Origin of the sequence: Rathayibacter sp. AY1C5 (assembly GCF_002931705.1) — a bacterium.
GTDB lineage: Bacteria > Actinomycetota > Actinomycetes > Actinomycetales > Microbacteriaceae > Rathayibacter.
Genome location: NZ_PSWD01000028.1, coordinates 12,345 through 37,169 on the forward strand (window position 1 = coordinate 12,345; position 24,825 = coordinate 37,169).

Below are 24,825 nucleotides of genomic sequence, written 5' to 3' on the forward strand. Positions count from 1 at the left end.
CCCCTTCCGCGCGTCGCCTGAGGGACGGGTCCCGACGGCCGATCAGTCGCTGCGGGCGTCGTCCCGGGCCTCGACCTCGTCCGGGAGCGGACGGGCGACCGGGATCTTGCTGCCCAGCACCTGCGCGACGACGTCGCGAGCGATGTGCTGGGGAGTGAGTCCGACGTCCTCGAGGATCTCCTCGCGCTTGGCGTGGTCGAGGAACTGGTCGGGCAGCCCGAGCTCGGTCACCGCGGTGTCCACGCCGGCCTCGCGCAGGTCCTGGCGGATGCGCGTGCCGATCCCGCCGACGCGCACCCCGTCCTCGATCGAGACGACGATGCGGTGCTCGCGGGCGAGCTCGATGATGCTGGTGGGCACGGGCACGACCCAGCGGGGGTCGACGACGGTGGCTCCGATGCCCTGGGCCGCGAGCCGCTGAGCGACCTCGAGACCCATCGCGGCCATCGGCCCGACCGTGACCAGCAGCACGTCCTTGCGCTCGGCGCGGGCGAGCACGTCGACCCCGTCGCCGAGCCGCTCGACGGCGTCGATCTCGTCGCCGACGCTCCCCTTCGAGAAGCGCACCACGGTCGGCGCGTCGGTGACGCCCACGGCCTCGCGCAGCTCCTCGCGCAGACGCACGGAGTCGCGCGGAGCGGCGAGGCGGATGTTCGGGACGACCTGCAGGATCGCCAGATCCCACATGCCGTGGTGGCTCGGACCGTCGGGCCCGGTGACTCCGGCGCGGTCCAGTACGAAGGTGACGCCCGCTCGGTGCAGTGCGACGTCCATCAAGACCTGGTCGAAGGCGCGGTTCACGAAGGTGGCGTACAGCGCGACGACCGGATGCAGCCCGCCGAAGGCGAGACCGGCGGCCGAGGTCACGGCGTGCTGCTCCGCGATGCCGACGTCGAAGACGCGCTCCGGGTACTTCTCCGCGAGGCGGTCGAGACCGACGGGCCGGAGCATGGCGGCCGTGATGCCGACGATCGTCGGGTCCTGGTCGGCCAGGGTGACGATCTCCTCGGCGAACACCGAGGTCCACGATCGGGCCCCGGCCGCGCTCAGCGGCTCGCCCGTCTCGGGGTCGATCTGCCCGACGGCGTGGAACTGGTCGGCGAGGTCGTGCACGGCCGGACCGAAGCCCTTGCCCTTCTGGGTGATCGCGTGGACGATGACCGGCTGGCCGTAGTCCTTCGCCTGCTGGAGGGCCTCCTCCATCGCCGTCAGGTCGTGTCCGTCGATCGGCCCCAGGTACTTGATGTCGAGGTTGGAGTAGAGCGCCTCGTTGTTGATGAAGCGGCTGAGGAAGCCGTGGAGCCCGCCGCGCACGCCGCGGTAGACGGCGGCGGCGGGGCCGCCCAGCCGCTCCGAGACGGCCCGGGAGCCGCGGTGCATCGTGCGGTAGGTCGGCCGCGTGCGGACGCCGTTGAGGAAGCGGGCCATGCCGCCGATGGTCGGGGCGTAGGAGCGCCCGTTGTCGTTGACCACGATGACCAGCCCGCGGGAGTTGTCGTCGCTGATGTTGTTCAGCGCCTCCCAGGTCATGCCGCCGGTGAGGGCGCCGTCGCCCACGACCGCGACGACGTGGCGGTCGGTCTGACCGGTCATCGTGAAGGCGCGGGAGATGCCGTCCGCCCAGGACAGCGAGCTGGAGGCGTGCGAGCTCTCGACGATGTCGTGCGGCGACTCCCTCCGCTGCGGGTAGCCGGCGAGGCCGCCGCGCTGCCGGAGCTTCGAGAAGTCCTGGCGACCGGTGAGCAGCTTGTGGACGTAGGACTGGTGGCCGGTGTCGAACACGATCGCGTCGTGCGGCGAGTCGAAGACCCGGTGGATCGCGATGGTCGTCTCGACGACGCCGAGGTTCGGCCCCAGGTGGCCGCCGGTCTTCGAGACCTCGCGCACGAGGAAGTCGCGGATCTCCTGCGCCAGCGTCTCGAGCTCGGCCGCGGTCAGGCGATCGAGATCGCGAGGACCGCCGATGGTCTCGAGAACAGCCATGCGCGCCGCCTTCCGGGGTCGTGAGCGAGGTGGGGACGTCTCCCGAGTCTACGCACGGGGCCCCCGGGAACGCGTGTGCGCCTCCCCCGCAGGGAAGGCGCACACGCTCTGCGGCTGATCTAGACGAGCGAGCGCAGCACGTACTGCAGGATGCCGCCGTTGCGGTAGTAGTCCGCCTCACCGGGGGTGTCGATGCGGACGACCGCGTCGAACTCGACGGTCTGCTTGCCCTCGGCCGAGTGCTCGGTCGGCTCGGCGACGACGTGGACCGTCTTGGGGGTGACGCCCTCGTTCAGCTCCTCGATGCCCGAGATGCTGATCGACTCGGTGCCGTCCAGGCCCAGCGACTCCCAGCTCTCGCCCGCGGGGAACTGCAGCGGGACGACGCCCATGCCGATGAGGTTCGAGCGGTGGATGCGCTCGAAGCTCTCGACGATGACCGCCTTGACGCCCAGCAGGCTCGTGCCCTTGGCCGCCCAGTCGCGCGACGAGCCGGAGCCGTACTCCTTGCCGCCCAGGATGACGAGCGGGGTGCCCTCGGCCTGGTAGTTCTGCGACGCGTCGTAGATGAACGACTGCGGGGCGTCCGGCTGCGTGAAGTCGCGGGTGTAGCCGCCCTCCACGCCGTCGAGCAGCTGGTTGCGCAGGCGGATGTTCGCGAACGTGCCGCGGATCATCACCTCGTGGTTGCCGCGGCGCGAGCCGTAGGAGTTGTAGTCCTTGCGGTCGATGCCGTGCTCGTCGAGGTAGCGGCCGGCGGGGCTGTCGGCCTTGATCGAGCCGGCGGGGCTGATGTGGTCGGTCGTGACGGAGTCGCCGAGCTTGGCGAGCACGCGGGCACCGGCGATGTCGGTGACCGGGGTCGTCTCCATCGTCATGCCGTCGAAGTACGGGGGCTTCCGCACGTAGGTCGACGACTCGTCCCACTCGAAGATCGAGCCCTCGGGGGTCTGCAGCGCGCGCCAGCGCTCGTCGCCGTCGAACACGCCCGCGTACTGCGTGTCGAACATCGACTTGTCGATCGACGAGTCGATCGTCGCCTGCACCTCGGCCGCGTCGGGCCAGATGTCCTTGAGGAACACGTCGTTGCCGTCGGAGTCGGTGCCGAGCGCGTCGACCTCGAAGTCGAAGTTCATCGAGCCGGCGAGCGCGTAGGCGATGACGAGCGGGGGGCTCGCCAGGTAGTTCATCTTCACGTCCGGGTTGATGCGGCCCTCGAAGTTGCGGTTGCCCGAGAGCACGGCGGTCACGGCGAGGTCGTTGTCCTGCACCGCGGCCGAGATCTCCTCGAGCAGCGGGCCGGAGTTGCCGATGCAGGTCGTGCAGCCGTAGCCGACCGTGTAGAAGCCGAGCGCCTCGAGCGACTCGGTCAGACCGGCCTTCTCGTAGTAGTCGGTGACGACCTTCGATCCGGGCGCCAGCGTGGTCTTGACCCACGGCTTGGCCTTCAGGCCCTTCTGCGCCGCGTTGCGGGCCAGCAGGCCGGCCGCGAGCATGACGGACGGGTTCGACGTGTTGGTGCACGAGGTGATCGCCGCGATCGCGACGGCGCCGTGATCGATCGTGAAGGTCCCGCCCTCGCCGAGCTCGACCGTGGTCGGCTTGGAGGCGGTCGCCGGCGCGTGCGAGCGGTGGGTGTGCTCGTGGCTGCTGTGCTCGTCCTGCGGCTGCAGCTCTCCGGGGTCGGAGGCGGGGAACGACTCCGCGATGGTCAGGTCGACGATGTCGTGCGAGACGTCCGCGTAGTTGGTGAGGTCCGACTCGAACTGCGTCTTGGCGGACGAGAGCTCGATCCGGTCCTGCGGGCGCTTCGGGCCGGCGATCGAGGGGACGACGGTGCCGAGGTCGAGCTCGAGGTACTCGCTGAAGACCGGCTCGACCGCGGGGTCGTGCCAGAGCTTCTGCAGCTTGGAGTACTGCTCGACGAGGGCGATCTGCTCGTCGCTGCGGCCGGTGAGGCGCAGGTAGTCGAGGGTCACGTCGTCGATGGGGAACATCGCGGCGGTGGAGCCGAACTCGGGGCTCATGTTGCCGATGGTGGCGCGGTTGGCGAGCGGCACCGCGGCGACGCCGGCCCCGTAGAACTCGACGAACTTGCCGACCACGCCGTGCTTGCGCAGCATCTGCGTGATGGTGAGCACGACGTCCGTCGCGGTCACGCCGGTCGGGATCGAGCCGGTGAGCTTGAAGCCGACGACCTTCGGGATGAGCATCGAGACGGGCTGGCCGAGCATCGCGGCCTCGGCCTCGATGCCGCCGACGCCCCAGCCGAGCACGCCGAGGCCGTTGACCATCGTCGTGTGCGAGTCGGTGCCGACGCAGGTGTCGGGGTAGGCGCGCAGCGCACCGCCCACCTCGCGGGTCATGGTGACGCGGGCCAGGTACTCGATGTTGACCTGGTGCACGATGCCGGTTCCGGGCGGGACGACCTTGAAGTCGTCGAAGGCGGTCTGGCCCCAGCGGAGGAACTGGTACCGCTCGCCGTTGCGCTCGTACTCGAGCTCGACGTTGCGCTCGAGCGCGTCCTCGGTGCCGAAGAGGTCGGCGATGACGGAGTGGTCGATGACCATCTCGGCGGGCGCGAGCGGGTTGATCCGGTTCGCGTCGCCGCCCAGGGCAGCGACGGCCTCGCGCATCGTGGCGAGGTCGACGATGCAGGGCACGCCGGTGAAGTCCTGCATGACCACGCGGGCCGGCGTGAACTGGATCTCGGTGTCGGGCTCCGACTCCGGGACCCACTCGCCGAGGGCGCGGATGTGGTCGGCGGTGATGTTCGCGCCGTCCTCCGTGCGGAGGAGGTTCTCGAGCAGCACCTTGAGGCTGAACGGGAGCTTCTCGTGACCGGGGACCCGGTCGATGCGGAACACCTCGTAGTCGGTCGAGCCGACCTTCAGGGTGTCTTTCGATCCAAAGCTGTCTACCGCGGACACGTCGCCCTCTCCTTCGCTGACTGCAGCGTCCGCCGACGGGCGGAGCCGCTCTCCGTCCTCATCTTGACGACCGCGCACAGCGGCCTGCCACCAAGGAGGACCTAACTCCTCGACGCCGAGGCGCCCGGTCGACCTCGCCGCGACGGTGCGGGGAGGCGAGCGCTATTTATCTCGACGTCGAGACAATTCTATGCACGATCCGGAGCATCGCCCGCATCGGCGCGCTCGCCGGCTCCGCGGTACTCGGCCCGGACGGCGAGCACGGTGAGCACCAGCAGCGGCGCGTACAGGGGCAGGCCGAGCGCCAGCTTCCAGATGCCCAGCGCCGTGGTGTCCTCGGCGAGGAACAGCGGGTACTGCACGGCCAGGCGCAGGAGGAAGAGCCCCGCCCACGCGAGGGTCAGGGCGCCGAAGAGGCGGCGCTTGCGCCGATTGGATCGCCAGGCGGTGCCGTCCCCCATCAGGAAGCCGGCGGCGACGCCGATCAGGGGCCAGCGCACGAGGACGGAGAGGAGGAAGACGAGCCCGTAGACGAGGTTGGTGAGCAGCCCCAGGGCGAAGTTGTCGACGCCCCGCCCGGTGAACAGCGCCAGTGCGGCCGAGACCACCACGGCGAGCAGTCCGCCGACGGCCTGGATCACCGGCGTCCGGCCGAGCACCCGCGCCACCGTGAACGCCACGGCGAGCCCGACGGATGCGACCAGCGAGAGCACGAGCTCCGAGGTGACCGTGTAGAGCAGGACGAAGGCTATGCCGGGCACGACGGCCTCGAGGATCCCCCGGACGCCGCCCATGGTGCGCAGCAGCGCCTTCCCGTCGAACGGCTCGCCGTCGGCGACCGCGCCGAGTCCCGAGCGGCGGGCGGCCTGCGCGATCGCGTCGCCCACCTCGGGCCGGACCGGCTCCTCCGATCGGGCCGGGTCCTCGGGCCGCACCGGCTCCATGCCGGTCAGCTCGCGCTCTGCTGGGTCTGGCTGCCGGTCGGCACCTTCAGCGGGATCAGGTCGCGCGGAGGCATCGGGCCGCTGCCGCGGACCACGACGATGCTGCGGAAGAGCTCCTCGACCGAGGCGGCCGCCTGCTCGTCGACGGCTCCGGCTCCGGCGATCACACCGCGGAGGAACCAGCGCGGACCGTCGACGCCGACGAACCGGGCGACGCGGGTCTGGCCGCCGGCGATCGGGAGCTCGGCGACGAGCTCCGGACCGAAGACGCCGTCGCGCTCCGTCGTCGATCCGCCCTGACGGCCGATCTGCTCGGCGATCTGGCCGCGGATCTCGTGCCAGAGGCCCGAGGAGCGCGGCGCGGAGAAGGGCTGCACCTGCAGCGTCGACCCTGCGTAGTCGAGGCCGACGGCGATGACGCGCTTGGTCCCCTCCTCGACCTCGAGACGGATGTGCATGCCCTCGCGGGGAAGCACCTTCACCCCGCCGAGGTCGATGTAGGGGCGGACCGGGTTGGCCTCGCGCTCGTCCAGGGGCCCGGCCTCCGCGCGGTCCTCCGGCGCCGACTTCTCGAAGTCCTGCTGGACGGGCTCGGCGGCCTCGCCGGCCGTGGGCTGGATGTCGCTCATGCGCTCTCCTCGTGGATTCTGGTCTCCTGGGCGCCGGCGGCGTACCCGGTGGATCCGAAGCCGCCCGTTCCGCGGACCGACTCGGGAAGCTCGTCGACGGCCGTGAACCTCGCCTGGACGACGGGGACGATCACGAGCTGCGCGATCCGGTCCCCCGCCGAGACGCGGTACGTCTCGCGGCTGTCGGTGTTCAGCAGCGCCACCCGGATCTCACCGCGGTAGCCCGCGTCGATCGTTCCGGGGGCGTTGACGACGGTGATGCCGTGCCTGAAGGCCAGCCCGCTGCGGGGGACGACGAAGCCGGCGTGGCCCTCCGGGAGGGCGACGGCCACCCCTGTGCCGACGGAGGCGCGCTCACCGGGGGCGAGCACCACGTCCTCCGTCGAGTGGAGATCGGCTCCCGCGTCGCCCGGACGGGCGTAGGAGGGGAGCCGGTCCGCGGTGATCGGGACGTCGACGGTTGCAGGCACGTGACGAGGGTAGACCAAACGTCTGATCCAATAGGGTCATGCCGTCCTACCGAGAGAGGCTGTGGCCCGCGCCCTGGCTCTTCGTCGCCACCGCCCTCGTGATCCCCGCCAGCATCCTGGTGTTCGCGCCCATCGACCTCGCGGTGGGGGTGATCGTCGCGGTCGTGCTGTACGCGGGCTGCGTGCTGTCGCTGCTGGCCCTCTCCCCCGTGATCGAGGTGGCGGAGGGTGAGCTGCGCGCCGGCCGCGCGCACATCCCGCTGGACCTCGTGGGCGAGCCGTCCTCCTACTCGGGGGACCAGGCGTTCGCCGAGCGCGGGACGCGCCTGGACGCGCGGGCGTACCTGGTCATCCGCGGCTGGGTGAAGGAGGTGGTGCGGGTCCCGATCGAGGATCCGGCCGACCCGACGCCGTACTGGCTGGTCTCCACCCGCCGCCCGGACGACATCGTCGCCGCGATCCGGGGATCACGGCGACGGAGCGGTCGTCCTTCGGAGCCGGGAGGCGCTTAAGCGGCGCACTCCAGGCAGATCGGTCCGAGCTTCTCCTCGTGGTCGATCTGCGAGCGGTGCTTCACGAGGAAGCAGCTCACGCACGTGAACTCGTCCGCCTGGGGCGGAAGGACCACGACGTCCAGATCGAGGTCGGACAGATCGGCACCGGGCAGTTCGAATCCGCCCGGGTTGTCGGCGTCATCGACGTCGACGACTCCGGACATCTTGTCGGGGACTCGCTCCTTCAGGGCCTCGATCGACTCGGAGTCGTCATCGGTCTTGCGGGGGGCGTCGTAGTCCGTAGCCATTCCCATCCACTTCTTATTTCTGCTGTTCAACAAATCGGCGGGGTCAGTGTGCATCACGACGCATCGATTCGCAAACCACCTCGAACGGCTCTTGACACCCGCTCGCCCCGCCTCCTTCCGCACCAACTTTCGACCCGCCCGGGGTATTCCCGGCCGATCGCCCGGGCGCGTGGCATCCTTGCCCGGTCCGCGTCCAGAAGGAGGGTCCCCACGATGATGGAACTGAAGGTGATCGGCGTCGAGGGCGGATCGCTCGTCCTCGTGTCCGAGGGCGGCGAGCGCTTCTCGGTCCGCATCGACGAGACGCTGCAGAGCCAGCTGCGGCCGCGGGTCCACACCCTCCCGCCGCGCGAGAAGCGCGTCTCCCCCCGCGAGATCCAGGCCCACATCCGCTCCGGGCTCTCCGCCGAGGAGGTCGCCGAGCTCACGGGCGCCGACCTGGGCTACGTCCAGCGCTTCGAGGGACCCGTCACGGCCGAGCGCGAGCACATCGTCGCGTCCGCTCTCGCCGTGCGCGTCTACACGACCACCGACCCCGATCCCCTCGAGGAGGGCACGCCCTTCGGCGACGTCATCCGCGACCGCCTCGCGTCGCTCGGCGCCGAGGGCGAGCAGTGGTCGAGCTGGAAGGAGGAGGAGGGCTGGGTCGTCAAGCTCCTCTTCCGCTCGGACGAGATCGACCACGACGCCCGCTGGCGCTTCGACCCGCGGAAGGCGCTGCTGTCGCCGCTGACCTCCGAGGCGATCACGCTCTCGCAGCAGGGTGAGATCCGGCCGACCCTCATCCCGCGCCTGCGCGCCGTCATCCCCGCCGCCGTCGACGAGCTCGCCACGCGCTTCGACACGGAGTCCGCGGAGGCGCCGAGCCGCTCCGCCCGGGCCGACCACCCCACCGCCGGCCGCCCCGCCGCGATGCCGCACGCCCGGCCGGCCGCCGTCCGCCCCTCCGACACGGAACCGCAGCCGGCCCTCTCCGAGACCCCGCGCCCGATCTCGACGCTCCCCCGCCCCGTCACGAGCACGACGGAGCAGCGCGAGCGCAACCTCAACGACACCGCCGACCTGCTCGACGCCCTGCGGCGCCGCCGGGGCGAGCGCGATCACGCCTCGAGCCTCCGCGTCCGCGAGGAGCCGGAGCCCGAGGCCGAGGCCGCTCCTCCGGTCGAGAAGGCACCGGAGCCGCCGCGCACCGCTCCCCCGGTCCCCGAGCAGCCGTCGGGCGTGCGCGGGAGCCTCCGCCGGGGGCGGGCGTCGATGCCGAGCTGGGACGAGATCGTCTTCGGAGCGCGCAGCGACGACTGACCCTCCGCCGGCGCGGCTCCGCCGGGGCGGACGGTGCCCCCCGTCCCTCCGGCCCGGCTCAGGCCAGCCCGCCGAAGCGGAGGAGCGGCACCTGCGTCTCCTCCGGCGTGAGCGACCCGTGCTGGCCGATCATCGAGCGGCCGGAGGAGTCGTCCGCCGCGTAGTAGGCGATGGTCCTCCGTGCCGCGACGAACACGTCGCCCATCCGCTCGGCCGCCGCCGGCGAGACCTCGCCGAACCAGCCGCTCGCAGCGACCCCGTCGCGCGTCGCGATCCAGGCGCGTGCGCCCTCCGCCTCGATCCAGCGCCGCGCCACCTCGTCGGGGTCCACACCCGGCTCGAGGTGCAGCTGCAGGCAGCGGGGCTCTCCGCCGAGGTGCCGGACGCCCTCGAGCAGCGGTCCCCGCTCGACGAGCACGTGCGAGGACGCCGGAACGTCCACGATGCCGTGGTCGGCGGTGACCAGCACGCTCTCGCGGGCGGAGAGCCCGCGGACCGCTCCGCCGACCTCCCCGTCCAGGAGCTCGAGCGCTGCCGTCCACTCCGGCGACTCCCAGCCGCGCGCGTGCGCCGCCTGGTCGAGCTCGGGGACGTAGAGGTACACGAGCTGCCGGCCGCCCTCGTCGAGCAGGGCGCGCGCCGCCGTGAAGCGCTCGGCGACGCCGCCGGCGGAGTGGTACTCGGCGCCGCGCAGGATCGCCCGCGTGAGACCGGAGCGGGCGTACCGCGCGGGGCCGATCACTCCGGCCCGGACACCGGCGGCCGAGGCCTGCTCGAAGACCGTGGGGTGGGGCTGCCACGTCTCGGGCACCATGCCCTCGTCCCAGCCGGAGAGCTGGTTGACCAGGCGGTCGGAGGCGCGGTCGAGCACGCGGTAGCCGACCATCCCGTGCCCGCCCGGGCGCAGGCCCGTCGTCAGGCTCGCCAGGGCCGCCGCGGTGGTCGTCGGGAAGCCCGAGACGAGCGTGGTGGCGCGGTTGAGGGCCGGAGCGAGCGTGCGCGAGTGGCCCCCGCGCTGGCGGAGGTTCGCGGCACCCAGGCCGTCGACGAGGACGATCACGATCCGCTCGACGCGGGGCGAGCCGAAGAGGCCGGGGCGGCCCAGGAGCGCGTCGAGGGCGCCCGGCAGGACGTCGGCGAGGCTCCGCCGCCCGTCGGGGGCTGGCGGTAGCATGTGGGTCATCGCGCCCAGTTTCGCACAGCGCCGCCGTCCCCGCCGGGCCGGTGCGGCGGAGCGTCCGCGTGAACGGGAGGGCCGGTCCCGTCCGCGAGGCGCCGTCTCCGCTCCGCCCGTCCCGTCGAGCGCCGCAGGGCGGTGCAGTCCCCCGCCGCCGCCCCGCGCCCGCCACCGAATCGAGTCATGAACGCTGCAGCCCCCTCCTCCGGATCCTCGCTCACCGAGCGCATCGAGGACGTCGACGTCTCGGCCGAGATGGAGGGGTCCTTCCTCGAGTACGCGTACTCGGTCATCTACTCGCGGGCCCTGCCCGACGCCCGCGACGGCCTCAAGCCGGTGCAGCGCCGGATCCTCTACATGATGAGCGAGATGGGGCTGCGGCCCGATCACGGCCACGTGAAGTCGGCCCGCGTGGTCGGCGAGGTGATGGGCAAGCTGCACCCGCACGGCGACGCCTCGATCTACGACTCCCTCGTCCGCCTCGCCCAGCCGTTCACGATGAGGGTCGCCCTCGTCGACGGCCACGGCAACTTCGGCTCCCTCGACGACGGCCCGGCCGCGGCCCGCTACACCGAGGCCCGCCTCGCCCCGGCCGCCACGGCCATGACCGAGCACCTCGGCGAGGACGTCGTCGACTTCGTCCCGAACTACGACAACTCGCACGACCAGCCCGAGGTCCTCCCCTCCGCGTTCCCGAACCTGCTGGTCAACGGGGCCAGCGGCATCGCCGTCGGCATGGCGACGAACATGGCGCCCCACAACCTCGTGGAGGTGATCGGGGCGGCCCGGCACCTGATCGCCCATCCCGACGCGTCCCTGGACGACCTGATGTCGTTCGTCCCCGGACCGGACTTCCCGAGCGGTGGCACGATCGTCGGCCTCGCCGGCGTGCGCGACGCCTACGCGACCGGCCGGGGCGGCTTCAAGACCCGCGCGCGCGTCTCGGTCGAGAGCATCACCGCGCGCAAGTCCGGCCTGGTCGTCACCGAGCTGCCCTACCTCGTCGGCGCCGAGAAGGTCATCGACAAGATCAAGGACGGCGTCCAGAACAAGAAGCTCAGCGGCATCTCGGACGTCACCGACCTGACGGACCGGGACAACGGCCTCCGGCTCGTCATCGGGATCAAGACCGGCTTCAGCCCGGAGGCCGTCCTCGAGCAGCTCTACCGCTACACGCCCCTAGAGGACGCGTTCTCGATCAACAACGTCGCGCTGGTCGACGGCGGCCCGCGCACCCTCGGCCTGAAGGAGCTGCTGCAGGTCTACATCGGCCACCGGGTGCAGGTCGTCACCCGGCGGACCCGCTACCGACTGCGCAAGCGCCAGGAGCGGCTGCACCTGGTCGAGGGCCTGCTCATCGCGATCCTCGACATCGACGAGGTCATCCAGCTGATCCGCGGGAGCGACGACACCGCGGCGGCGCGGGCCCGGCTGATCGAGGTCTTCGACCTCAGCACCCTGCAGGCCGACTACATCCTCGAGCTCCAGCTCCGCCGCCTCACGAAGTTCTCGCGCATCGAGCTCGAGACCGAGCGCGACACCCTCCTCGCCGAGATCGCCGAGCTCGAGGCCCTCCTCGCCAGCCGCTCACGGATCGACGAGCTGGTCTCGGACGAGCTCGACGAGGTCGCCCAGCGCCTCGGGACCCCGCGGCGCACCCTGCTCACCGAGGCGCGTCCCTCCGTCGCCACCACCGGGCGGAAGGCCGCCGCGGTGCTCGAGATCGCGGACGTGCCCTGCCGGGTGCTGCTGAGCACCACCGGCCGCATGGTGCGGGTCGACCGCGACCCCGAGGCCGCTCCCCACCCCGAGCGCGCCACGCGCCGCTCGAAGCACGACGCCGTCCTCAGCGTGCTCGACACGACCAGCCGGACGGAGATCGGCGCGGTCACCAGCGCCGGTCGGCTCCTCCGCTTCTCGCCGGTCGACGTGCCCGCCGTCCCCTCCTCCTCGGTGCAGCTGGGCGCGGGCGTGCGCATGAGCGACTACCTCCCGCACCTGGCGAAGGACGAGCGGGTGCTCGCGCTCGTCGCCCTCGACGACGAGCGGCCGATCGCGCTCGGCACCCAGCAGGGCGTCGTCAAGCGCGTCGCGCCGGGCGAGCTGCCCAACCGCCCGGACATCGAGCTCATCGCCCTGAAGCCGAAGGACGCCGTCGTGGGCGCGGCCGCGTCGGCGGAGGAGGACGAGCTGGTCTTCGTCACCGGCGAGGCCCAGCTGCTGCGCTTCCCCGCGTCCGCCGTCCGCCCTCAGGGCCGGACCGCCGCGGGGATGGCCGGGGTCAAGCTGGCCGAGACCGACGACGTCGTGCACTTCGCCGTCGTCGCCGCCGAGGACCGGGACGAGGCCGTCGTCGCGACGGTCGCCGTCGACAGCTGGGCCCTCTCGGGGACCGACACCGGCAGTGCGAAGGTCTCGCCGTTCTCGGAGTTCCCCGCCAAGGGCAGGGCCACCGGCGGAGTCCGTGCGCAGCGCTTCCTCAAGGGCGAGACCGCCCTCGGAGTGGCGTGGGTCGGCCCCGGTCCCGCGCACGCGCTCGAGGCCGACGGCTCGGTCGCCGCGCTGCCCGACTCCGGGATGAAGCGCGACGGCTCCGGCGTGGCGCTCGCGGCGCCGATCGCGACGATCGGAGCGGCGCCCGAGGTGTTCTGAGCCCCGCGGCTCAGACGTCGATGCGGTCCCGCGACAGCGACTCGGACCCGCGGACGATGAACTCCTTGCGGGGTGCCACGTCGTTGCCCATCAGCAGCTCGAACACCCGGCCGGCGTTCTCCGCGTCGGCGACCCGCACCCGGCGGAGGGTGCGGCGGGAGCGGTCCATGGTCGTCGTGGCCAGCTGGTCCGCGTCCATCTCGCCGAGCCCCTTGTAGCGCTGGATCGGGTCCTGGTAACGGCGGCCCGCCTTGCCGAGGGCCGCGAGCACGCTCTGCAGCTCCTTCTCGGAGTAGGTGTAGATCGTCTCGTTCGGCTTCTTCCCCGCGTTCATCACCATGAGCCGGTGCAGCGGAGGCACGGCGGCGAAGACGCGCCCCGCCTCGACGAGCGGCCGCATGTAGCGGAAGAAGAGCGTGAGCAGCAGGGTGCGGATGTGGGCGCCGTCGACGTCGGCATCGCTCATCAGGATGATCTTCCCGTAGCGGGCGGCCGAGAGGTCGAAGGAGCGGCCGGAGCCGGCTCCGATCACCTGGATCATCGAGGCGCACTCGGCGTTCGAGAGCATGTCGGCGATGCTCGCCTTCTGCGTGTTGAGGATCTTCCCCCGGATCGGCAGCAGGGCCTGGTACTCGCTGTTGCGGGCGAGCTTGGCGGTGCCGAGGGCGGAGTCGCCCTCGACGATGAAGAGCTCGCTGTTCTCGACGTCGCTGCTGCGGCAGTCGACCAGCTTCGCCGGAAGGGAGGAGGACTCCAGCGCGTTCTTGCGGCGCTGCGTCTCCTTGTGCGCGCGGGCCGAGATCCGCGACTTCATCTCGGCGACGACCTTCTCGAGGAGCTGGGAGGTCTGCGCCTTGTCCTCGCGGCGCGTCGAGGAGAACACCACGCCCAGCGTCGAGGCGATGGTGGAGGCGACGATCGCGCGGACCGCGGGCGTGCCCAGCACCTCCTTCGTCTGGCCTTCGAACTGCGGCTCAGGGAGCCGCACGGTCAGCACGGCGCTGAGCCCGGCGAGGACGTCGTCCTTCTCGAGCTTGTCCGAGCCGACCTTGAGGCGGCGGGCGTTCGCCTCCACCTGGGAGCGGAGCAGCTTCAGCAGGCCCTGCTCGAAGCCGGTCTGGTGCGTCCCGCCCTTGGGCGTCGAGATGATGTTCACGAAGCTGCGCATCACCGTCTCGTAGCCGGTGCCCCAGCGCAGGGCGATGTCGACCTCGCAGGTGCGCTCCACCTCGGTGGGCACCATGGCGCCGCCGGGGGTCAGCACCGGCACGGTCTCGGTGAAGGTGCCGGAGCCGGTGAGGCGCAGCACCTCGGTCACGGGGGCGTCGGGGGCGAGGAACTCGACGAACTCCGAGATGCCGCCGTCGTAGCGGAACATCTCGGCGCGGCGCTCGTCCGCCCGGTCGTCGACGATGTCGATCGTCAGGCCGGGGACGAGGAACGCGGTCTGCCGGGCGCGCGTCACCAGGTCGTCCGTCTGGAACGAGGCGCCCTTCGTGAAGATCTGGCGGTCGGCCCAGTAGCGCACGCGCGTTCCGGTGACGCCCTTGGCGACCTTCCCGACGACCGTCAGCTCCGACCCGTTCTCGAACGGCGTGAACGGAGCGTCGGGGGTGGGCTCGCCCGCGTCGGCGAAGCGCCCGGGCTCCCCCCGGTGGAACGACATCCGGTAGGTGCGGCCGTTGCGGTCGACCTCGACGTCCAGGCGCTCCGAGAGCGCGTTGACCACGGAGGCGCCGACGCCGTGCAGACCGCCGGACGCCGCGTAGGATCCCGAGCCGAACTTGCCGCCCGCGTGCAGCTTCGTGAACACGACCTCGACTCCGGAGAGCCCCGTCTTCGGCTCGATGTCGACCGGGATCCCGCGCGCGCGGTCGCGCACCTCGACGCTGCCGTCGGCGTGCAGGAGCACGCTGATCTCGGTCCCGTGCCCGGCCAGCGCCTCGTCGACGGAGTTGTCGATGACCTCCCAGAGGCAGTGCATGAGGCCGCGCGAGTCGGTCGATCCGATGTACATGCCGGGCCGCTTCCGGACCGCCTCGAGACCCTCGAGGACGGAGAGGTGGCGGGCGTTGTAGTCGGTGGAGGCCATCCGCCCAGTCTACTTTCGAGAACCGCTCCGGCCCCGGTGGCGCGGCACCCGACGACAGCACGATGGCCGCTCGGCGCGGGGCCCCTACGCGCAGAGCGAAATGCCGACCGATCGACTCCGTGGGGAAACAATCGCGTGCTTGGATGGGTTCCACTAAGCAGAGATCGAAGAACGAGTGCAGGAGGCCAAGTCATGTCGACCACAGCAACCCAGAACGGCGTGGACGAGCTCGCCGGTGCCCACCAGCTCTCCGCCGCCGACCGCTGCGACAGCTGCGGTGCGCAGGCGTACATCCGAGTGGTCGTGAACAACGGAGAACTGCTGTTCTGCGCACACCACGGGAAGAAGTACCAGGAGAAGCTCTCCAGCATCGCCCAGAGCTGGCACGACGAGTCCGCCCGACTCTTCGAGGAGCAGCGCCCCTAGCGCGTCCCCGATCAGCCCGGACGGCGCGTCAGCGCCCTACCGACCGACACCGAGCCGCTTCGCGATCACATCGCGAGCGGCTCGTGCCGTTTCATCGACCAGGCGGAGACGCTCGTCCGACGGGGAGTAGGCGTCGCCGAGGGCGCGCCGCAGGATCGCGTCCGCGAGCGAGGGGTTCTTCGCGAGGACGGGGCCGTGCAGGTGCGTGCCCAGAAGGCCTCCCTCCGCGTAGCCCTCGTGGCCGGCGCCGTCGCCGGTGCCGTGCAGCACTCGGCCGAGCGCGTGCTCGAGCGGGATCCCGGTCATCCGGCGCTCGTGGTTCTCGAATCCGACGAGGACGCCGCCCGGCGTCTCGACGAGGAGGTCGTCGGTCGCGCGCTCGCCCGTGACCGAGTCTCCGGGGAACAGCCCGATCCCCCGGGCGCCGCCCGCGGCCGTGCTGATCGAACCGGCCAGCATCTCCCAGCCGGCTCCGACCGCGACCACCTGAGTGCCCTGGTCGACCCAGGCCCGGAGCGTCGGCGCGATCTCGTGGAGGAGTGCCAGGACGCCAGGGAGGTCCTCGTCCGCTCCCGTCCCGGCGACCAGGACGTCCGGACGGACCTCGGCGTCGGAGGCGGTCGCCAGCGGCACCACCTCCGCCTCGACGCCTGACCAGCGCGCCCGAGCCGCGAGGACCCGGGCGTTCGCCGCGTCGCCGTTGCTGTCCAGGACGTCGGGAGCGAGCACGGCGATGCGGAGGGTGGTCACGCGGTCTCCTCGCGGTTGGTGACGAGCTGCAGGTGCGCACGGGTGCGGCGCATCGAATCGGCCGAGAAGACGATGGTCTTCCGGCCGGAGGCGGGGGTCGGCAGAGCGAGGAACGCGTCGAGCGCGCGGCCCAGGTCCTCGTCGACGGAGTCGACGCGCACGCCGTCGTAGCGCAGGTGCAGCGCCGCCTCGTGCGCCTTCGACCCCGAGACGACACGGACGTGCCCGAGCACGGAGGTGTCCACGGGCCAGAAGTAGGAGGGGTCTCGGACGTCGGAGCCGATCGCGAGCATGATCTGCTCGGTCCCCTCGGGGATCTCCGCGATGTTCAGGCGGTAGCTCGCCGGGTTCTGAACCAGGACGAACTCGACCTCGTGGCCGCGCACGGTGACGATCTCGCCCCGCCCGAAGACGGGGTCGATGCTCGAGAGCGCGGAGGCGGCGAGGGCCGGGTCGAAGCGCTCGGCGAGCACGGCGCGGGCCGTGGAGACGGCCGCCGCGGCGTCGACCGCGTAGTGGACGCCCCGCGCGGGGAGCCGGACCTCGAGCGGGTCGCCGTCGCTGACGATGCGCGCGGCCGCTCCCGTCGTGCTCTCGACGACGGTGGTGGCACGGTCGGTCCCGGCCTCCGCCTCCGAGGCGTAGCCGAGACCGCCGGACGCGGAGTCGCGGACGGAGGAGGAGACGCCGTACCAGCGGATCCGCTCGTCGGGGAGGGAGGTCGCGACATCGGCGACGTGGCGGTCGTCGGCGTTCAGCACGACGGGACCGGTCGCGCGGGAGGCGATGGTGCCGAGCATCCGGGCGACCATGGCCGGATCGAAGAAGCGGTCGATCTGGTCAACCACCACGTTCGTCAGCAGGACGACGCGGGGGCGCATCCGGGGCGCGAGGCGCGCGCCGTGACCCTCGTCCATCTCGAGGACGGCGATGTCGGCGTCGATCCGTCCGCGGAGGTCCGCCTGCTCCAGGAGCGCGGAGGTCAGCCCCTGGGCGATGTTGGCCGTCGAGGGGTTGGTGAAGACCCGGAGCCCGTGCGCGCGGAGCACCGCGACCAGCATCTTGGTCGTGGTCGACTTGCCCGCCGATCCCGTGACGACCACGAGGCCGTCCCGGAATCCGTCGAGCACCGCGGGCAGGAATCCGGGCGCGACACGGTTCACCACGAGTCCGGGCACGGCGGATCCCCCGCCGGGCTTCCGGACCCGCGCGGCGAACCGGGCGGCCCTCCCGAGGAGGACCGCCGGCGCGTAGCGGATCACCGGCCTACTCGAGGTAGTCGCGGAGCGACTGCGAGCGGGACGGGTGGCGGAGCTTGGCCATCGTCTTGGACTCGATCTGGCGGATGCGCTCGCGCGTCACGCCGAAGGTGTCGCCGATCTGGTCGAGCGTCTTCGGCATGCCGTCGCCGAGGCCGAAGCGCATGCGGATCACGCCGGCCTCGCGCTCCGAGAGCGAGTCGAGCAGCGACTCCAGCTGCTTCTGCAGCATGGTGAAGCCCACGGCGTCGGCCGGGACGACCGCCTCGGTGTCCTCGATGAGGTCGCCGAACTCGCTGTCGCCGTCCTCGCCCAGGGGCGTGTGCAGCGAGATCGGCTCGCGCCCGTACTTCTGCACCTCGATGACCTTCTCGGGGGTCATGTCGAGCTCGCGCGAGAGCTCCTCGGGCGTGGGCTCGCGGCCCAGGTCCTGGAGCATCTGGCGCTGCACGCGGGCCAGCTTGTTGATGACCTCGACCATGTGCACCGGGATGCGGATGGTACGGGCCTGGTCGGCCATCGCGCGGGTGATCGCCTGGCGGATCCACCACGTGGCGTAGGTCGAGAACTTGAAGCCCTTGGTGTAGTCGAACTTCTCGACCGCACGGATGAGGCCCAGGTTGCCCTCCTGGATGAGGTCGAGGAACTGCATCCCGCGACCGGTGTAGCGCTTCGCGAGGCTGACGACGAGCCGGAGGTTCGCTCCGAGCAGGTGGCTCTTCGCGCGCTGGCCGTCCTTCGCGACCCAGCGCAGCTCGCGGACGAGCTCCGGGCTGAGGTCGGTCGAGTTGGCGAGCTTGTCCTCGGCGAACAGGCCGGCCTCGATGCGCATCGCGAGCTCGACCTCCTCGGCCGCGTTCAGGAGCGCGACCTTGCCGATCTGCTTCAGGTAGTCCTTGACCGGGTCGGCGGTGGCACCGGTGATCGCGGTCGAGTAGACCGGGACCTCGTCGTCCTCTCCGCCGAACGACAGGACGAGCGCACCGCTCGGGAGCGGCTCGGCCGGAGCGGCGACGGCAGCGGCGGCCGGGGCCTCCGGCGTCTCCGCGTCGTCCTTCGCGTCGGTCTCGGTGTCCTCGGCGACGACCTCGGTCTCCTCCTCCTCCGCCGCCTCGTCGGGCTCGACGGCGTCGGTCGGCTCCTCCTCGGTGTCGGCGGGAGCGGCGGCCTTGGTCGTGGCGCGCGAGCGGGTCGTCTTGGCCGCGGTGGTCTTGGCCGCCGTGGTCTTCGCCGCGGGCTTGCGCGTCGCGGGCTTCTTGGTGGTCGTCGTCACGTCGTCGTCGACGGCGTCGAGCGTTGCGGTCTTGGTAGCTCTGGTGGCCATGGCGGCACCTCTCCATCCGTTGCGTCCCGGGGGCGGGCGGCGCGGGAAGGCGTCGTCCGTCGGTGGGCATTACGAGGACCCATGTCAAGTCGAGGACGTCGCACGCCCGACGTGGGCCTGGTGCTCCTCGACCCGAACGGGTCCTATTGACAATTATTGCACGTCTGAGTAGTGCAGCCGTGCGGTGCGGTGCGAGTGGGGCTCGATCCGGCGGGATCCGGGCCGTTCCGCTGGGACATCGCGTCTGCAGAAGGGCGGATCGACGGGGACGACCGTCAGCGCCCCGCGCGGCCGCGGCGCATCCGGTCACTCAGTGCAACCCAGAGAGGGGCCACGGTTATTCCCTCGTCCTCGGCCAGGCGGCGGCGGGTCCGGCGGCGCGCGACGACGAGTCCGACGACTCCGGCGCCGACCACCACGTACTGCACGCACCACGCCAGGCGGAAGTGCTCGAGCGAGTAGGTCTGCTCGGAGGAGGCACCGGGACCGGCCAGTGCGTCGAGGATCAGGCCGATCGCGAACATCATCGTGAAGCTGGCCAGGAACCCGCCCACGTTGACGACTCCGTTCGCCGCGCCGAGGCTCCGCGAGGGGTTGAACGTGCGGGCGAAGTCGAACCCGATCATGGAGCCGGGGCCGCCCGCTCCGACGACGATCAGGAGCAGCACCACGAGCCAGTACGGCGGGATGCCGGGCCAGAGCAGCACGACGGTCCAGGCGACCGCCATCGCCGAGACGATCCCGAGCACGAGGTTGCTGCGGCGCATGGGGTGGCGGGCGGTCAGGACGCCGAGCACCGGCCCGACGACGATCCCCGCGATCACGACGATCGTGAGGGTCGGCGCGGCGACGGTCGGCGGCAGACCGATCGCGTAGACGAGGAAGGGGTAGCCCCAGAGGAGCGTGAAGACCGTGCCGGAGGACTGCGTGACGAAGTGCGACCAGAAGCCGAGCTGCGTCCCCGGCCGGCGCAGGCTCACTCCGAGCTGCGCGATCGTCGCCCGGAGCGTCGGGGGCACCACCGTGATCGGCTCGGTGCGCGGCGGAACGTCGGCGACCAGGAGGAGCACGCCGAGGAAGGACACGGCCCCGAGGCCGGCGGCGCTGAGGAACGCGGGCTCCCAGCCGAACGTGTGGAGGATCGCCGCGAACGGGAGTGCGGAGAGGATCTGGCCCACCTGGCCGATGTTGCCGATCCACTGCGAGAGCTGCGGCACGATCGGTCCGCTGAACCAGGTGACCGTGAGGCGGATCACGGAGGTGAAGATCGCGGCGTCCCCCGCTCCCAGCAGGATCCGCCCGACGATCGCGACGCCGATGCCCGGCGCGATCGCGACCACGACCTGGCCCGCCATCATCAGGGCCGTGCCCGAGAGGATCAGGGTCCGCGGGCCGAACCGGTCGATGAGGATCCCGACCGGGATCTGCATCCCGGCGTAGACGATCAGCTGGACGACGGCGAGCGACGAGAGGACGGCGGCGGCCACCCCGAACCGCTCCGCGGCGTCCACTCCTGCGACGCCCAGCGTCGTGCGGTCCAGGACCGCGACGAGGTAGGCGAACGCTCCGGCACCGAAGACGAACCAGGCTCGACGATCACGCACTCGTCCGATCCTACGGCCGCTCAGGAGGCGGTGGGCTCCTCGCCCGGGCGGCGGATCGCGAGGAACTTCTCGAGCTCGGCGGCGATCGCGTCGGCGCTGGGCACGAAGCCGTCCTCGTCGGTGAGCGGCGAGCGGAGGCTCGTCCCCTCCATGTAGGTGTCGTGCCGCGCCTCGAGGGCCGAGATCAGCTTCTGCAGCTCGTCGTTGCCGCCGACCTGCTCGTCGACCTTGCCGAGGAACTCCCGCCCGCTCTCGCGCAGGCGGTCCGTCGGGAAGATGAGGCCGGTCGACGCCGAGATGCTCTCGAGCGCCGCGACCGCCGCCTGCGGGTACTCGGTGTCCGACAGGTAGTGGGGGATGAGCAGCGCGAAGCCGACCACGGTCAGACCGCGCTCGTAGAGGCGCAGCTCGAGCAGGTGGAGGACGTTCGAGGGCACCTGCGTGTGCGGCTTCCAGACCGACATCGCCTCGATCAGGTCCTCGCGGTTGCCGCTCACGGTGACGCCGACGGGCCGGGTGTGCGGCACGGGCATCGGGATCGCCTGGACCCACGTGGTCGAGGCGACGTCGAGCCGCTCGAGGAGGGAGACCACCGCGCGGGTGAACCGCTCCCACTGGAAGTCGGGCTCGAAGCCGGTGAGCAGGAGGAACGGCTGGTGCAGCTCGTCGTGCGCGAGCGAGAGCCGGAGCATCGCAGGACGGTAGTCCGTCAGGTGGTCCTGGTCGAACGTGATGATGGGGCGGCGGGCCCGGTAGTCGAGCAGCTGATCCTGGTCGAAGACCGCGACTTCGCGGTGCTCGAGGGTCTCGAAGAGGTACTCCCCCAGCTGCCCCACCGCTCCCCCGGCGTCGGCCGAGCCGGTCAGGCCCGTGACGAGGTGCAGCCCGCGCGGGATCTCGGAGAGGTCGCCCTCGATCTCGAACAGGTCTTCCGGATCCAGCATGCGTCCAGTCTAAACGGGGGTCCCGGCGCCCCGTCCGGGTCCGCTGAGCCCTCAGCGAACAGCGCCTAGCATTGCCGCCATGCCCCTCTCCTCTCTCGAGTACTCGACCGTTCCCGCCTCCGACATCGACACCGACGCCCTCGTCCTCGGCGTCGCCCCGGGACCCGACGGTCCCCGGCTCGTCGGCGCGGAGGGCTTCGAGGAGCTGGCCCCCGCGCTGAGCGCGCTCGGCGCGACCGGCGCCGCCGAGACGCTCGTGCGCGTGCCGTCCTCGGTCCGTGCCGGAGTGATCGTCCTCGTCGGCCTCGGCTCGGCGGAGCCCGACGACACCGCGCTGCGGAACGCCGCGGGCGCCGCCGTCCGCCTGCTCGCGGGGTCCGCCTCCGTGGCACTCTCCCTCCCCGCCGGCTCCGACGGCACGCTCGCCGCGGTCGCCGAGGGCGCCGCGCTCGGCTCCTACTCCTTCACCGCCTTCCGCAGCAGCACCGCCGCCGCGGCGAAGGCGCCCGTCGAGCACGTCGTCCTGCTGGGCGGCGGCGAGTCGGCCGACCCCGCCGTCCTGGACCGGGCGCTCGTGCTCGGCCGCGCGGTCGGCACGGTGAAGGACCTCGTCAACACTCCCCCGTCGCACCTCTACCCGCAGACGCTGGCCGAGGCCGTGCAGACCGGCGCCGAGGGACTGCCGCTCGAGGTCACCGTCTGGGACCAGGAGGCCCTCGCGGAGGAGGGGTTCGGCGGCATCCTCGGAGTCGGCAGCGGCTCCTCCCGCCCGCCCCGCCTCGTGAAGGTCGCCTACGCGCCCGAGGGCGCGAGCACCCACCTCGCCCTGGTCGGCAAGGGCATCACCTTCGACAGCGGCGGACTCTCGCTCAAGCCGCCGGCCTCGATGATCGGGATGAAGACCGACATGGCGGGCGCGGCGACCGTGTACGCCGTCGTGCGCGCCATCGCGGAGCTCGGCCTCCCGCTCCGCGCGACCGCCTGGCTCTGCATCGCCGAGAACCTCCCCTCCGGGACCGCGATCCGCCCGGACGACGTGCTCACCGTGCGCGGCGGGACCACGGTGGAGGTGCTGAACACCGACGCCGAGGGCCGACTGGTGCTCGCCGACGGCCTCGTCGCCGCCAGCGAGGAGCAGCCCGATGCGATCATCGACGTCGCGACGCTGACCGGCGCCTCCGTGGTCGCCCTCGGCAACCGGACCGTCGGCGCTCTGGGCGACGACGAGCTGGTCTCCCGCGTCCTCGACGCCGCCCGCGCGGCGGGAGAGCCCTTCTGGCAGATGCCCCTCCCCGCGGAGCTGCGACCGCTGCTGAACTCGGACATCGCCGACATCGCGAACGTCAAGCCGGGCAACACCGCCGGCGGCATGCTCCTCGCCGGCCACTTCCTCCGCGAGTTCGTCGGGAAGCGCGGCGAGGGCGAGGACGCGACCACGATCCCGTGGGCGCACCTCGACATCGCCGGCCCCTCGAGCAACGGAGGCGGCGGCTACGGCTTCACCGGAGCCGGCGCCACGGGGGTCTCGGTGCGCGCGCTGATCGCCCTGGCCGAGGGCTTCGCGAGCGCGTAGTAGGGTCGACGGGGCGGGAGATCCCGCCTCGTCCCCCCTCCCGATCCGCTCGGCGCTCAGCGCCGGAGCCGGTCGGCCGGGAAGCGGGACCGCACGTCGCGAGGGAGTCACTGGGTGTCGGAAGAGCGCTACGACCTGGTCGTGCTCGGAGGTGGCAGCGGCGGGTACGCGGCGGCCCTCCGGGCGACGCAGCTCGGGATGAGCGTCGCGCTCGTGGAGCGCGACAAGCTCGGCGGCACCTGCCTGCACCGGGGATGCGTGCCCACCAAGGCCCTGCTGCACGCCGCCGAGCTGGCGGACGGCGCCCGCGAGGGAGAGAAGTACGGCGTGCTCTCGAGCTTCACCGGGATCGACATGGCGGGCGTCACGCGCTACCGCGAGGGCGTCGTCGCCGGCAAGTACAAGGGGCTCCAGAGCCTCGTGTCCTCGCGCGGCATCACGGTCGTCACGGGCGAGGGCCGTCTCACCGCGCCCGGCACGGTGACCGTCGGCGAGCACGTGCTCCACGGCGCGTCGATCGTCGTCGCCACCGGGTCCGCCTCCCGCACCCTCCCCGGCATCGAGATCGGCGGCCGGATCCTGACGAGCGACCAGGCTCTCGAGCTCGACCACGTGCCCGCGAGCGTCGTCGTCCTCGGCGGCGGAGTGATCGGCGTCGAGTTCGCGAGCGTCTGGCGCTCGTTCGGCGCCGAGGTCACGATCGTCGAGGCCCTCCCCCACCTCGTTCCCAACGAGGACGAGAGCGTCAGCAAGCAGCTGGAGCGCGCCTTCCGCAAGCGGGGCATCGCCTTCCAGCTGGGATCCCGCGTCGCGTCGGTCTCGCAGAGCGAGGGCGGCGTCTCCGTGTCGCTCGAGAGCGGCGCCACGGTGGAGGGCGAGATCCTGCTGGTCGCCGTCGGCCGCGGCCCGGTGACCGCGGGCATCGGCCTCGAGGAGGCCGGGGTCCGCCTCGACCGCGGCTACGTGCTGACCGACGAGCGCCTGCAGACCTCCGTCCCCGGCGTGTACGCCGTGGGCGACATCGTGCCGGGGCTCCAGCTCGCGCACCGGAGCTTCCAGCAGGGGATCTTCGTCGCGGAGGAGATCGCCGGTCTGGGCCCGCAGGTCGTCTCGGACGTCAACGTCCCGAAGGTGACCTACAGCGACCCCGAAGTGGCCTCCGTCGGCCTCGGCGAGGCCCGCGCGATCGCCGAGTACGGCGCCGAGCGCGTCGCCGTGTACGACTACGGCCTCGGCGGCAACGCCCGGAGCACGATCATCGGGACCACCGGCTCCGTGAAGGTCGTGCGCCTGGTCGACGGCCCCGTCGTCGGCGTGCACATGGTCGGAGCCCGCGTCGGCGAGCTGATCGGCGAGGCTCAGCTCATCGTGAACTGGGAGGCGCACCCCGAGGACGTCGCGCCCCTCGTGCACGCGCACCCCACTCAGAACGAGGCGCTCGGCGAGGCGCACCTCGCTCTGGCCGGGAAGCCGCTGCACGCCCTGTAGAACCACTGCGGTGCGGCGATCCGCCGCTTCCGCATCAGTAAGCTGGACATCGAAACACAAGCGTCTTAAGGAGACAGGCTCATGAGCGAATCCGTCAGCCTCCCGGCACTCGGAGAGAGTGTCACGGAAGGAACGGTCACCCGCTGGCTGAAGAACGTCGGGGACCGCGTCGAGGTGGACGAGCCCCTGCTCGAGGTCTCGACCGACAAGGTCGACACCGAGATCCCGTCGCCCGTCGCGGGAGTGATCGAGGAGATCCTCGTCCAGGAGGACGAGACCGTCGAGGTCGGCGCCGAGCTGGTGCGCATCGGCGACGGCTCCGGAGCCGCGTCGGCGTCCGAGCCCGAGGCTCCCGCCGAGGAGGCCCCCGAGGTCCAGGCCGCCGAGACCGAGGCCACCGACGAGGCGACCCCGTCGGTCGACGCCGAGAGCGACGCCGAGGCCCCCGCCCCGGCCGAGCCCGAGCCGGCCCCGGC

The 24,825-nt window shown here is 71.9% G+C and carries 20 protein-coding genes; 7 read left to right on the top strand and 13 right to left on the bottom strand.

Annotated elements, in window-relative coordinates; genetic code table 11:
* Positions 1-42: 42 nt before the first annotated feature.
* The 5 genes from dxs to dut form a co-directional block, all read right to left on the bottom strand.
* On the bottom strand, positions 43-1,983 hold the full coding sequence (dxs, locus tag C5C57_RS15095) for a 1-deoxy-D-xylulose-5-phosphate synthase (protein WP_104297811.1): 1,941 nt from the start codon (positions 1,981-1,983) through the stop codon (positions 43-45).
* A 119-nt stretch (positions 1,984-2,102) separates the two neighbouring features.
* Positions 2,103-4,913 carry an aconitate hydratase AcnA gene (gene acnA, locus C5C57_RS15100; protein WP_104267882.1) on the bottom strand — a complete coding sequence of 937 codons (2,811 nt, stop codon included), beginning with the start codon at positions 4,911-4,913 and terminating at the stop codon, positions 2,103-2,105.
* A 188-nt stretch (positions 4,914-5,101) separates the two neighbouring features.
* Positions 5,102-5,857, bottom strand: coding sequence for a DUF3159 domain-containing protein (locus C5C57_RS15105; RefSeq protein ID WP_104297812.1), 756 nt, complete (start codon positions 5,855-5,857; stop codon positions 5,102-5,104).
* Between the two features lie 5 nt (positions 5,858-5,862).
* The gene (locus tag C5C57_RS15110; protein WP_104248032.1) at positions 5,863-6,486 is read right to left on the bottom strand and encodes a DUF3710 domain-containing protein; all 624 of its coding nucleotides are present in this window, start codon (positions 6,484-6,486) and stop codon (positions 5,863-5,865) included.
* Positions 6,483-6,956 carry a dUTP diphosphatase gene (dut, locus tag C5C57_RS15115; RefSeq protein WP_104222105.1) on the bottom strand — a complete coding sequence of 158 codons (474 nt, stop codon included), beginning with the start codon at positions 6,954-6,956 and terminating at the stop codon, positions 6,483-6,485. The genes C5C57_RS15110 and dut overlap by 4 nt, the downstream gene beginning before the upstream one ends.
* 38 nt (positions 6,957-6,994) lie before the next feature.
* On the opposite strand from dut, the gene C5C57_RS15120 reads away from it, so the two are divergent.
* The gene (locus C5C57_RS15120; RefSeq protein WP_104232568.1) at positions 6,995-7,468 is read left to right on the top strand and encodes a DUF3093 domain-containing protein; all 474 of its coding nucleotides are present in this window, start codon (positions 6,995-6,997) and stop codon (positions 7,466-7,468) included.
* Here the strand turns inward: C5C57_RS15120 and C5C57_RS15125 are convergent.
* A complete protein-coding gene (locus C5C57_RS15125) occupies positions 7,465-7,758 on the bottom strand; it encodes a DUF4193 domain-containing protein (RefSeq protein ID WP_055792269.1) in 294 nt (97 codons plus the stop codon). The two genes, C5C57_RS15120 and C5C57_RS15125, sit on opposite strands and share 4 nt — an antisense overlap.
* Positions 7,759-7,971: 213 nt before the next feature.
* Here C5C57_RS15125 and sepH point away from each other — a divergent pair, with 213 nt between their 5' ends.
* Positions 7,972-9,060 (top strand): septation protein SepH, encoded by a 1,089-nt coding sequence (gene sepH, locus C5C57_RS15130; RefSeq protein WP_104232567.1) that lies wholly within the window; start codon positions 7,972-7,974, stop codon positions 9,058-9,060.
* A 58-nt stretch (positions 9,061-9,118) separates the two neighbouring features.
* Here the strand turns inward: sepH and C5C57_RS15135 are convergent, their stop codons facing one another.
* Positions 9,119-10,243 (bottom strand): alkaline phosphatase family protein, encoded by a 1,125-nt coding sequence (locus C5C57_RS15135; RefSeq protein WP_258072759.1) that lies wholly within the window; start codon positions 10,241-10,243, stop codon positions 9,119-9,121.
* A 177-nt stretch (positions 10,244-10,420) separates the two neighbouring features.
* On the opposite strand from C5C57_RS15135, the gene C5C57_RS15140 reads away from it, so the two are divergent.
* Complete coding sequence (locus C5C57_RS15140; RefSeq protein WP_104222110.1) at positions 10,421-12,889, top strand: DNA topoisomerase (ATP-hydrolyzing) subunit A; 2,469 nt, start codon at positions 10,421-10,423, stop codon at positions 12,887-12,889.
* A 10-nt stretch (positions 12,890-12,899) separates the two neighbouring features.
* Here C5C57_RS15140 and C5C57_RS15145 read toward each other — a convergent pair whose 3' ends face one another.
* Positions 12,900-14,981, bottom strand: a complete 2,082-nt coding sequence (locus tag C5C57_RS15145; RefSeq protein WP_104297814.1) for a type IIA DNA topoisomerase subunit B — start codon at positions 14,979-14,981, stop codon at positions 12,900-12,902.
* A 192-nt stretch (positions 14,982-15,173) separates the two neighbouring features.
* On the opposite strand from C5C57_RS15145, the gene C5C57_RS15150 reads away from it, so the two are divergent.
* A complete protein-coding gene (locus tag C5C57_RS15150; RefSeq protein ID WP_068212876.1) occupies positions 15,174-15,407 on the top strand; it encodes a hypothetical protein in 234 nt (77 codons plus the stop codon).
* A 36-nt stretch (positions 15,408-15,443) separates the two neighbouring features.
* Here C5C57_RS15150 and C5C57_RS15155 read toward each other — a convergent pair whose 3' ends face one another.
* The 5 genes from C5C57_RS15155 to C5C57_RS15175 all read right to left on the bottom strand — a co-directional run bounded on the left by C5C57_RS15155 (position 15,444) and on the right by C5C57_RS15175 (position 21,288).
* On the bottom strand, positions 15,444-16,157 hold the full coding sequence (locus C5C57_RS15155) for a type 1 glutamine amidotransferase (protein ID WP_146082446.1): 714 nt from the start codon (positions 16,155-16,157) through the stop codon (positions 15,444-15,446).
* Positions 16,154-17,419, bottom strand: a complete 1,266-nt coding sequence (locus tag C5C57_RS15160; protein ID WP_104297816.1) for a Mur ligase family protein — start codon at positions 17,417-17,419, stop codon at positions 16,154-16,156. Before C5C57_RS15160 ends, C5C57_RS15155 begins: the two co-directional genes overlap by 4 nt.
* Before the next feature lie 4 nt (positions 17,420-17,423).
* On the bottom strand, positions 17,424-18,740 hold the full coding sequence (locus tag C5C57_RS15165) for an RNA polymerase sigma factor (RefSeq protein WP_104232561.1): 1,317 nt from the start codon (positions 18,738-18,740) through the stop codon (positions 17,424-17,426).
* Positions 18,741-19,015: 275 nt separating this feature from the next.
* The gene (locus C5C57_RS15170) at positions 19,016-20,344 is read right to left on the bottom strand and encodes a nitrate/nitrite transporter (RefSeq protein ID WP_104261522.1); all 1,329 of its coding nucleotides are present in this window, start codon (positions 20,342-20,344) and stop codon (positions 19,016-19,018) included.
* Between the two features lie 20 nt (positions 20,345-20,364).
* Positions 20,365-21,288: a proteasome assembly chaperone family protein gene (locus C5C57_RS15175; RefSeq protein ID WP_104297817.1), complete on the bottom strand. Its 924-nt coding sequence runs from the start codon at positions 21,286-21,288 to the stop codon at positions 20,365-20,367.
* A gap of 79 nt (positions 21,289-21,367) precedes the next feature.
* Between C5C57_RS15175 and C5C57_RS15180 the strand changes: the two genes are divergently transcribed.
* From C5C57_RS15180 to C5C57_RS15190, 3 genes are all read left to right on the top strand, one after another.
* A complete protein-coding gene (locus C5C57_RS15180; RefSeq protein ID WP_104297818.1) occupies positions 21,368-22,861 on the top strand; it encodes a leucyl aminopeptidase in 1,494 nt (497 codons plus the stop codon).
* A gap of 114 nt (positions 22,862-22,975) precedes the next feature.
* Positions 22,976-24,349, top strand: coding sequence for a dihydrolipoyl dehydrogenase (gene lpdA, locus C5C57_RS15185; RefSeq protein WP_104222126.1), 1,374 nt, complete (start codon positions 22,976-22,978; stop codon positions 24,347-24,349).
* Between the two features lie 81 nt (positions 24,350-24,430).
* The coding region (locus C5C57_RS15190; RefSeq protein ID WP_308471467.1) for a biotin/lipoyl-containing protein at positions 24,431-24,825 on the top strand (395 nt) is incomplete at its 3' end.

Bases quoted from the DNA above. Each gene is read 5' to 3' on its own strand.
- C5C57_RS15145 (WP_104297814.1), bottom strand. From the start codon at position 14,981: ATGGCCTCCACCGACTACAACGCCCGCCACCTCTCCGTCCTCGAGGGT.
- C5C57_RS15105 (WP_104297812.1), bottom strand. From the start codon at position 5,857: ATGGAGCCGGTGCGGCCCGAGGACCCGGCCCGATCGGAGGAGCCGGTC.
- C5C57_RS15125 (WP_055792269.1), bottom strand. From the start codon at position 7,758: ATGGCTACGGACTACGACGCCCCCCGCAAGACCGATGACGACTCCGAG.
- C5C57_RS15165 (WP_104232561.1), bottom strand. From the start codon at position 18,740: ATGGCCACCAGAGCTACCAAGACCGCAACGCTCGACGCCGTCGACGAC.
- C5C57_RS15180 (WP_104297818.1), top strand. From the start codon at position 21,368: ATGCCCCTCTCCTCTCTCGAGTACTCGACCGTTCCCGCCTCCGACATC.
- C5C57_RS15120 (WP_104232568.1), top strand. From the start codon at position 6,995: ATGCCGTCCTACCGAGAGAGGCTGTGGCCCGCGCCCTGGCTCTTCGTC.
- C5C57_RS15135 (WP_258072759.1), bottom strand. From the start codon at position 10,243: ATGACCCACATGCTACCGCCAGCCCCCGACGGGCGGCGGAGCCTCGCC.
- C5C57_RS15110 (WP_104248032.1), bottom strand. From the start codon at position 6,486: ATGAGCGACATCCAGCCCACGGCCGGCGAGGCCGCCGAGCCCGTCCAG.
- C5C57_RS15150 (WP_068212876.1), top strand. From the start codon at position 15,174: ATGTCGACCACAGCAACCCAGAACGGCGTGGACGAGCTCGCCGGTGCC.
- C5C57_RS15175 (WP_104297817.1), bottom strand. From the start codon at position 21,288: ATGCTGGATCCGGAAGACCTGTTCGAGATCGAGGGCGACCTCTCCGAG.
- dxs (WP_104297811.1), bottom strand. From the start codon at position 1,983: ATGGCTGTTCTCGAGACCATCGGCGGTCCTCGCGATCTCGATCGCCTG.
- C5C57_RS15140 (WP_104222110.1), top strand. From the start codon at position 10,421: ATGAACGCTGCAGCCCCCTCCTCCGGATCCTCGCTCACCGAGCGCATC.
- sepH (WP_104232567.1), top strand. From the start codon at position 7,972: ATGATGGAACTGAAGGTGATCGGCGTCGAGGGCGGATCGCTCGTCCTC.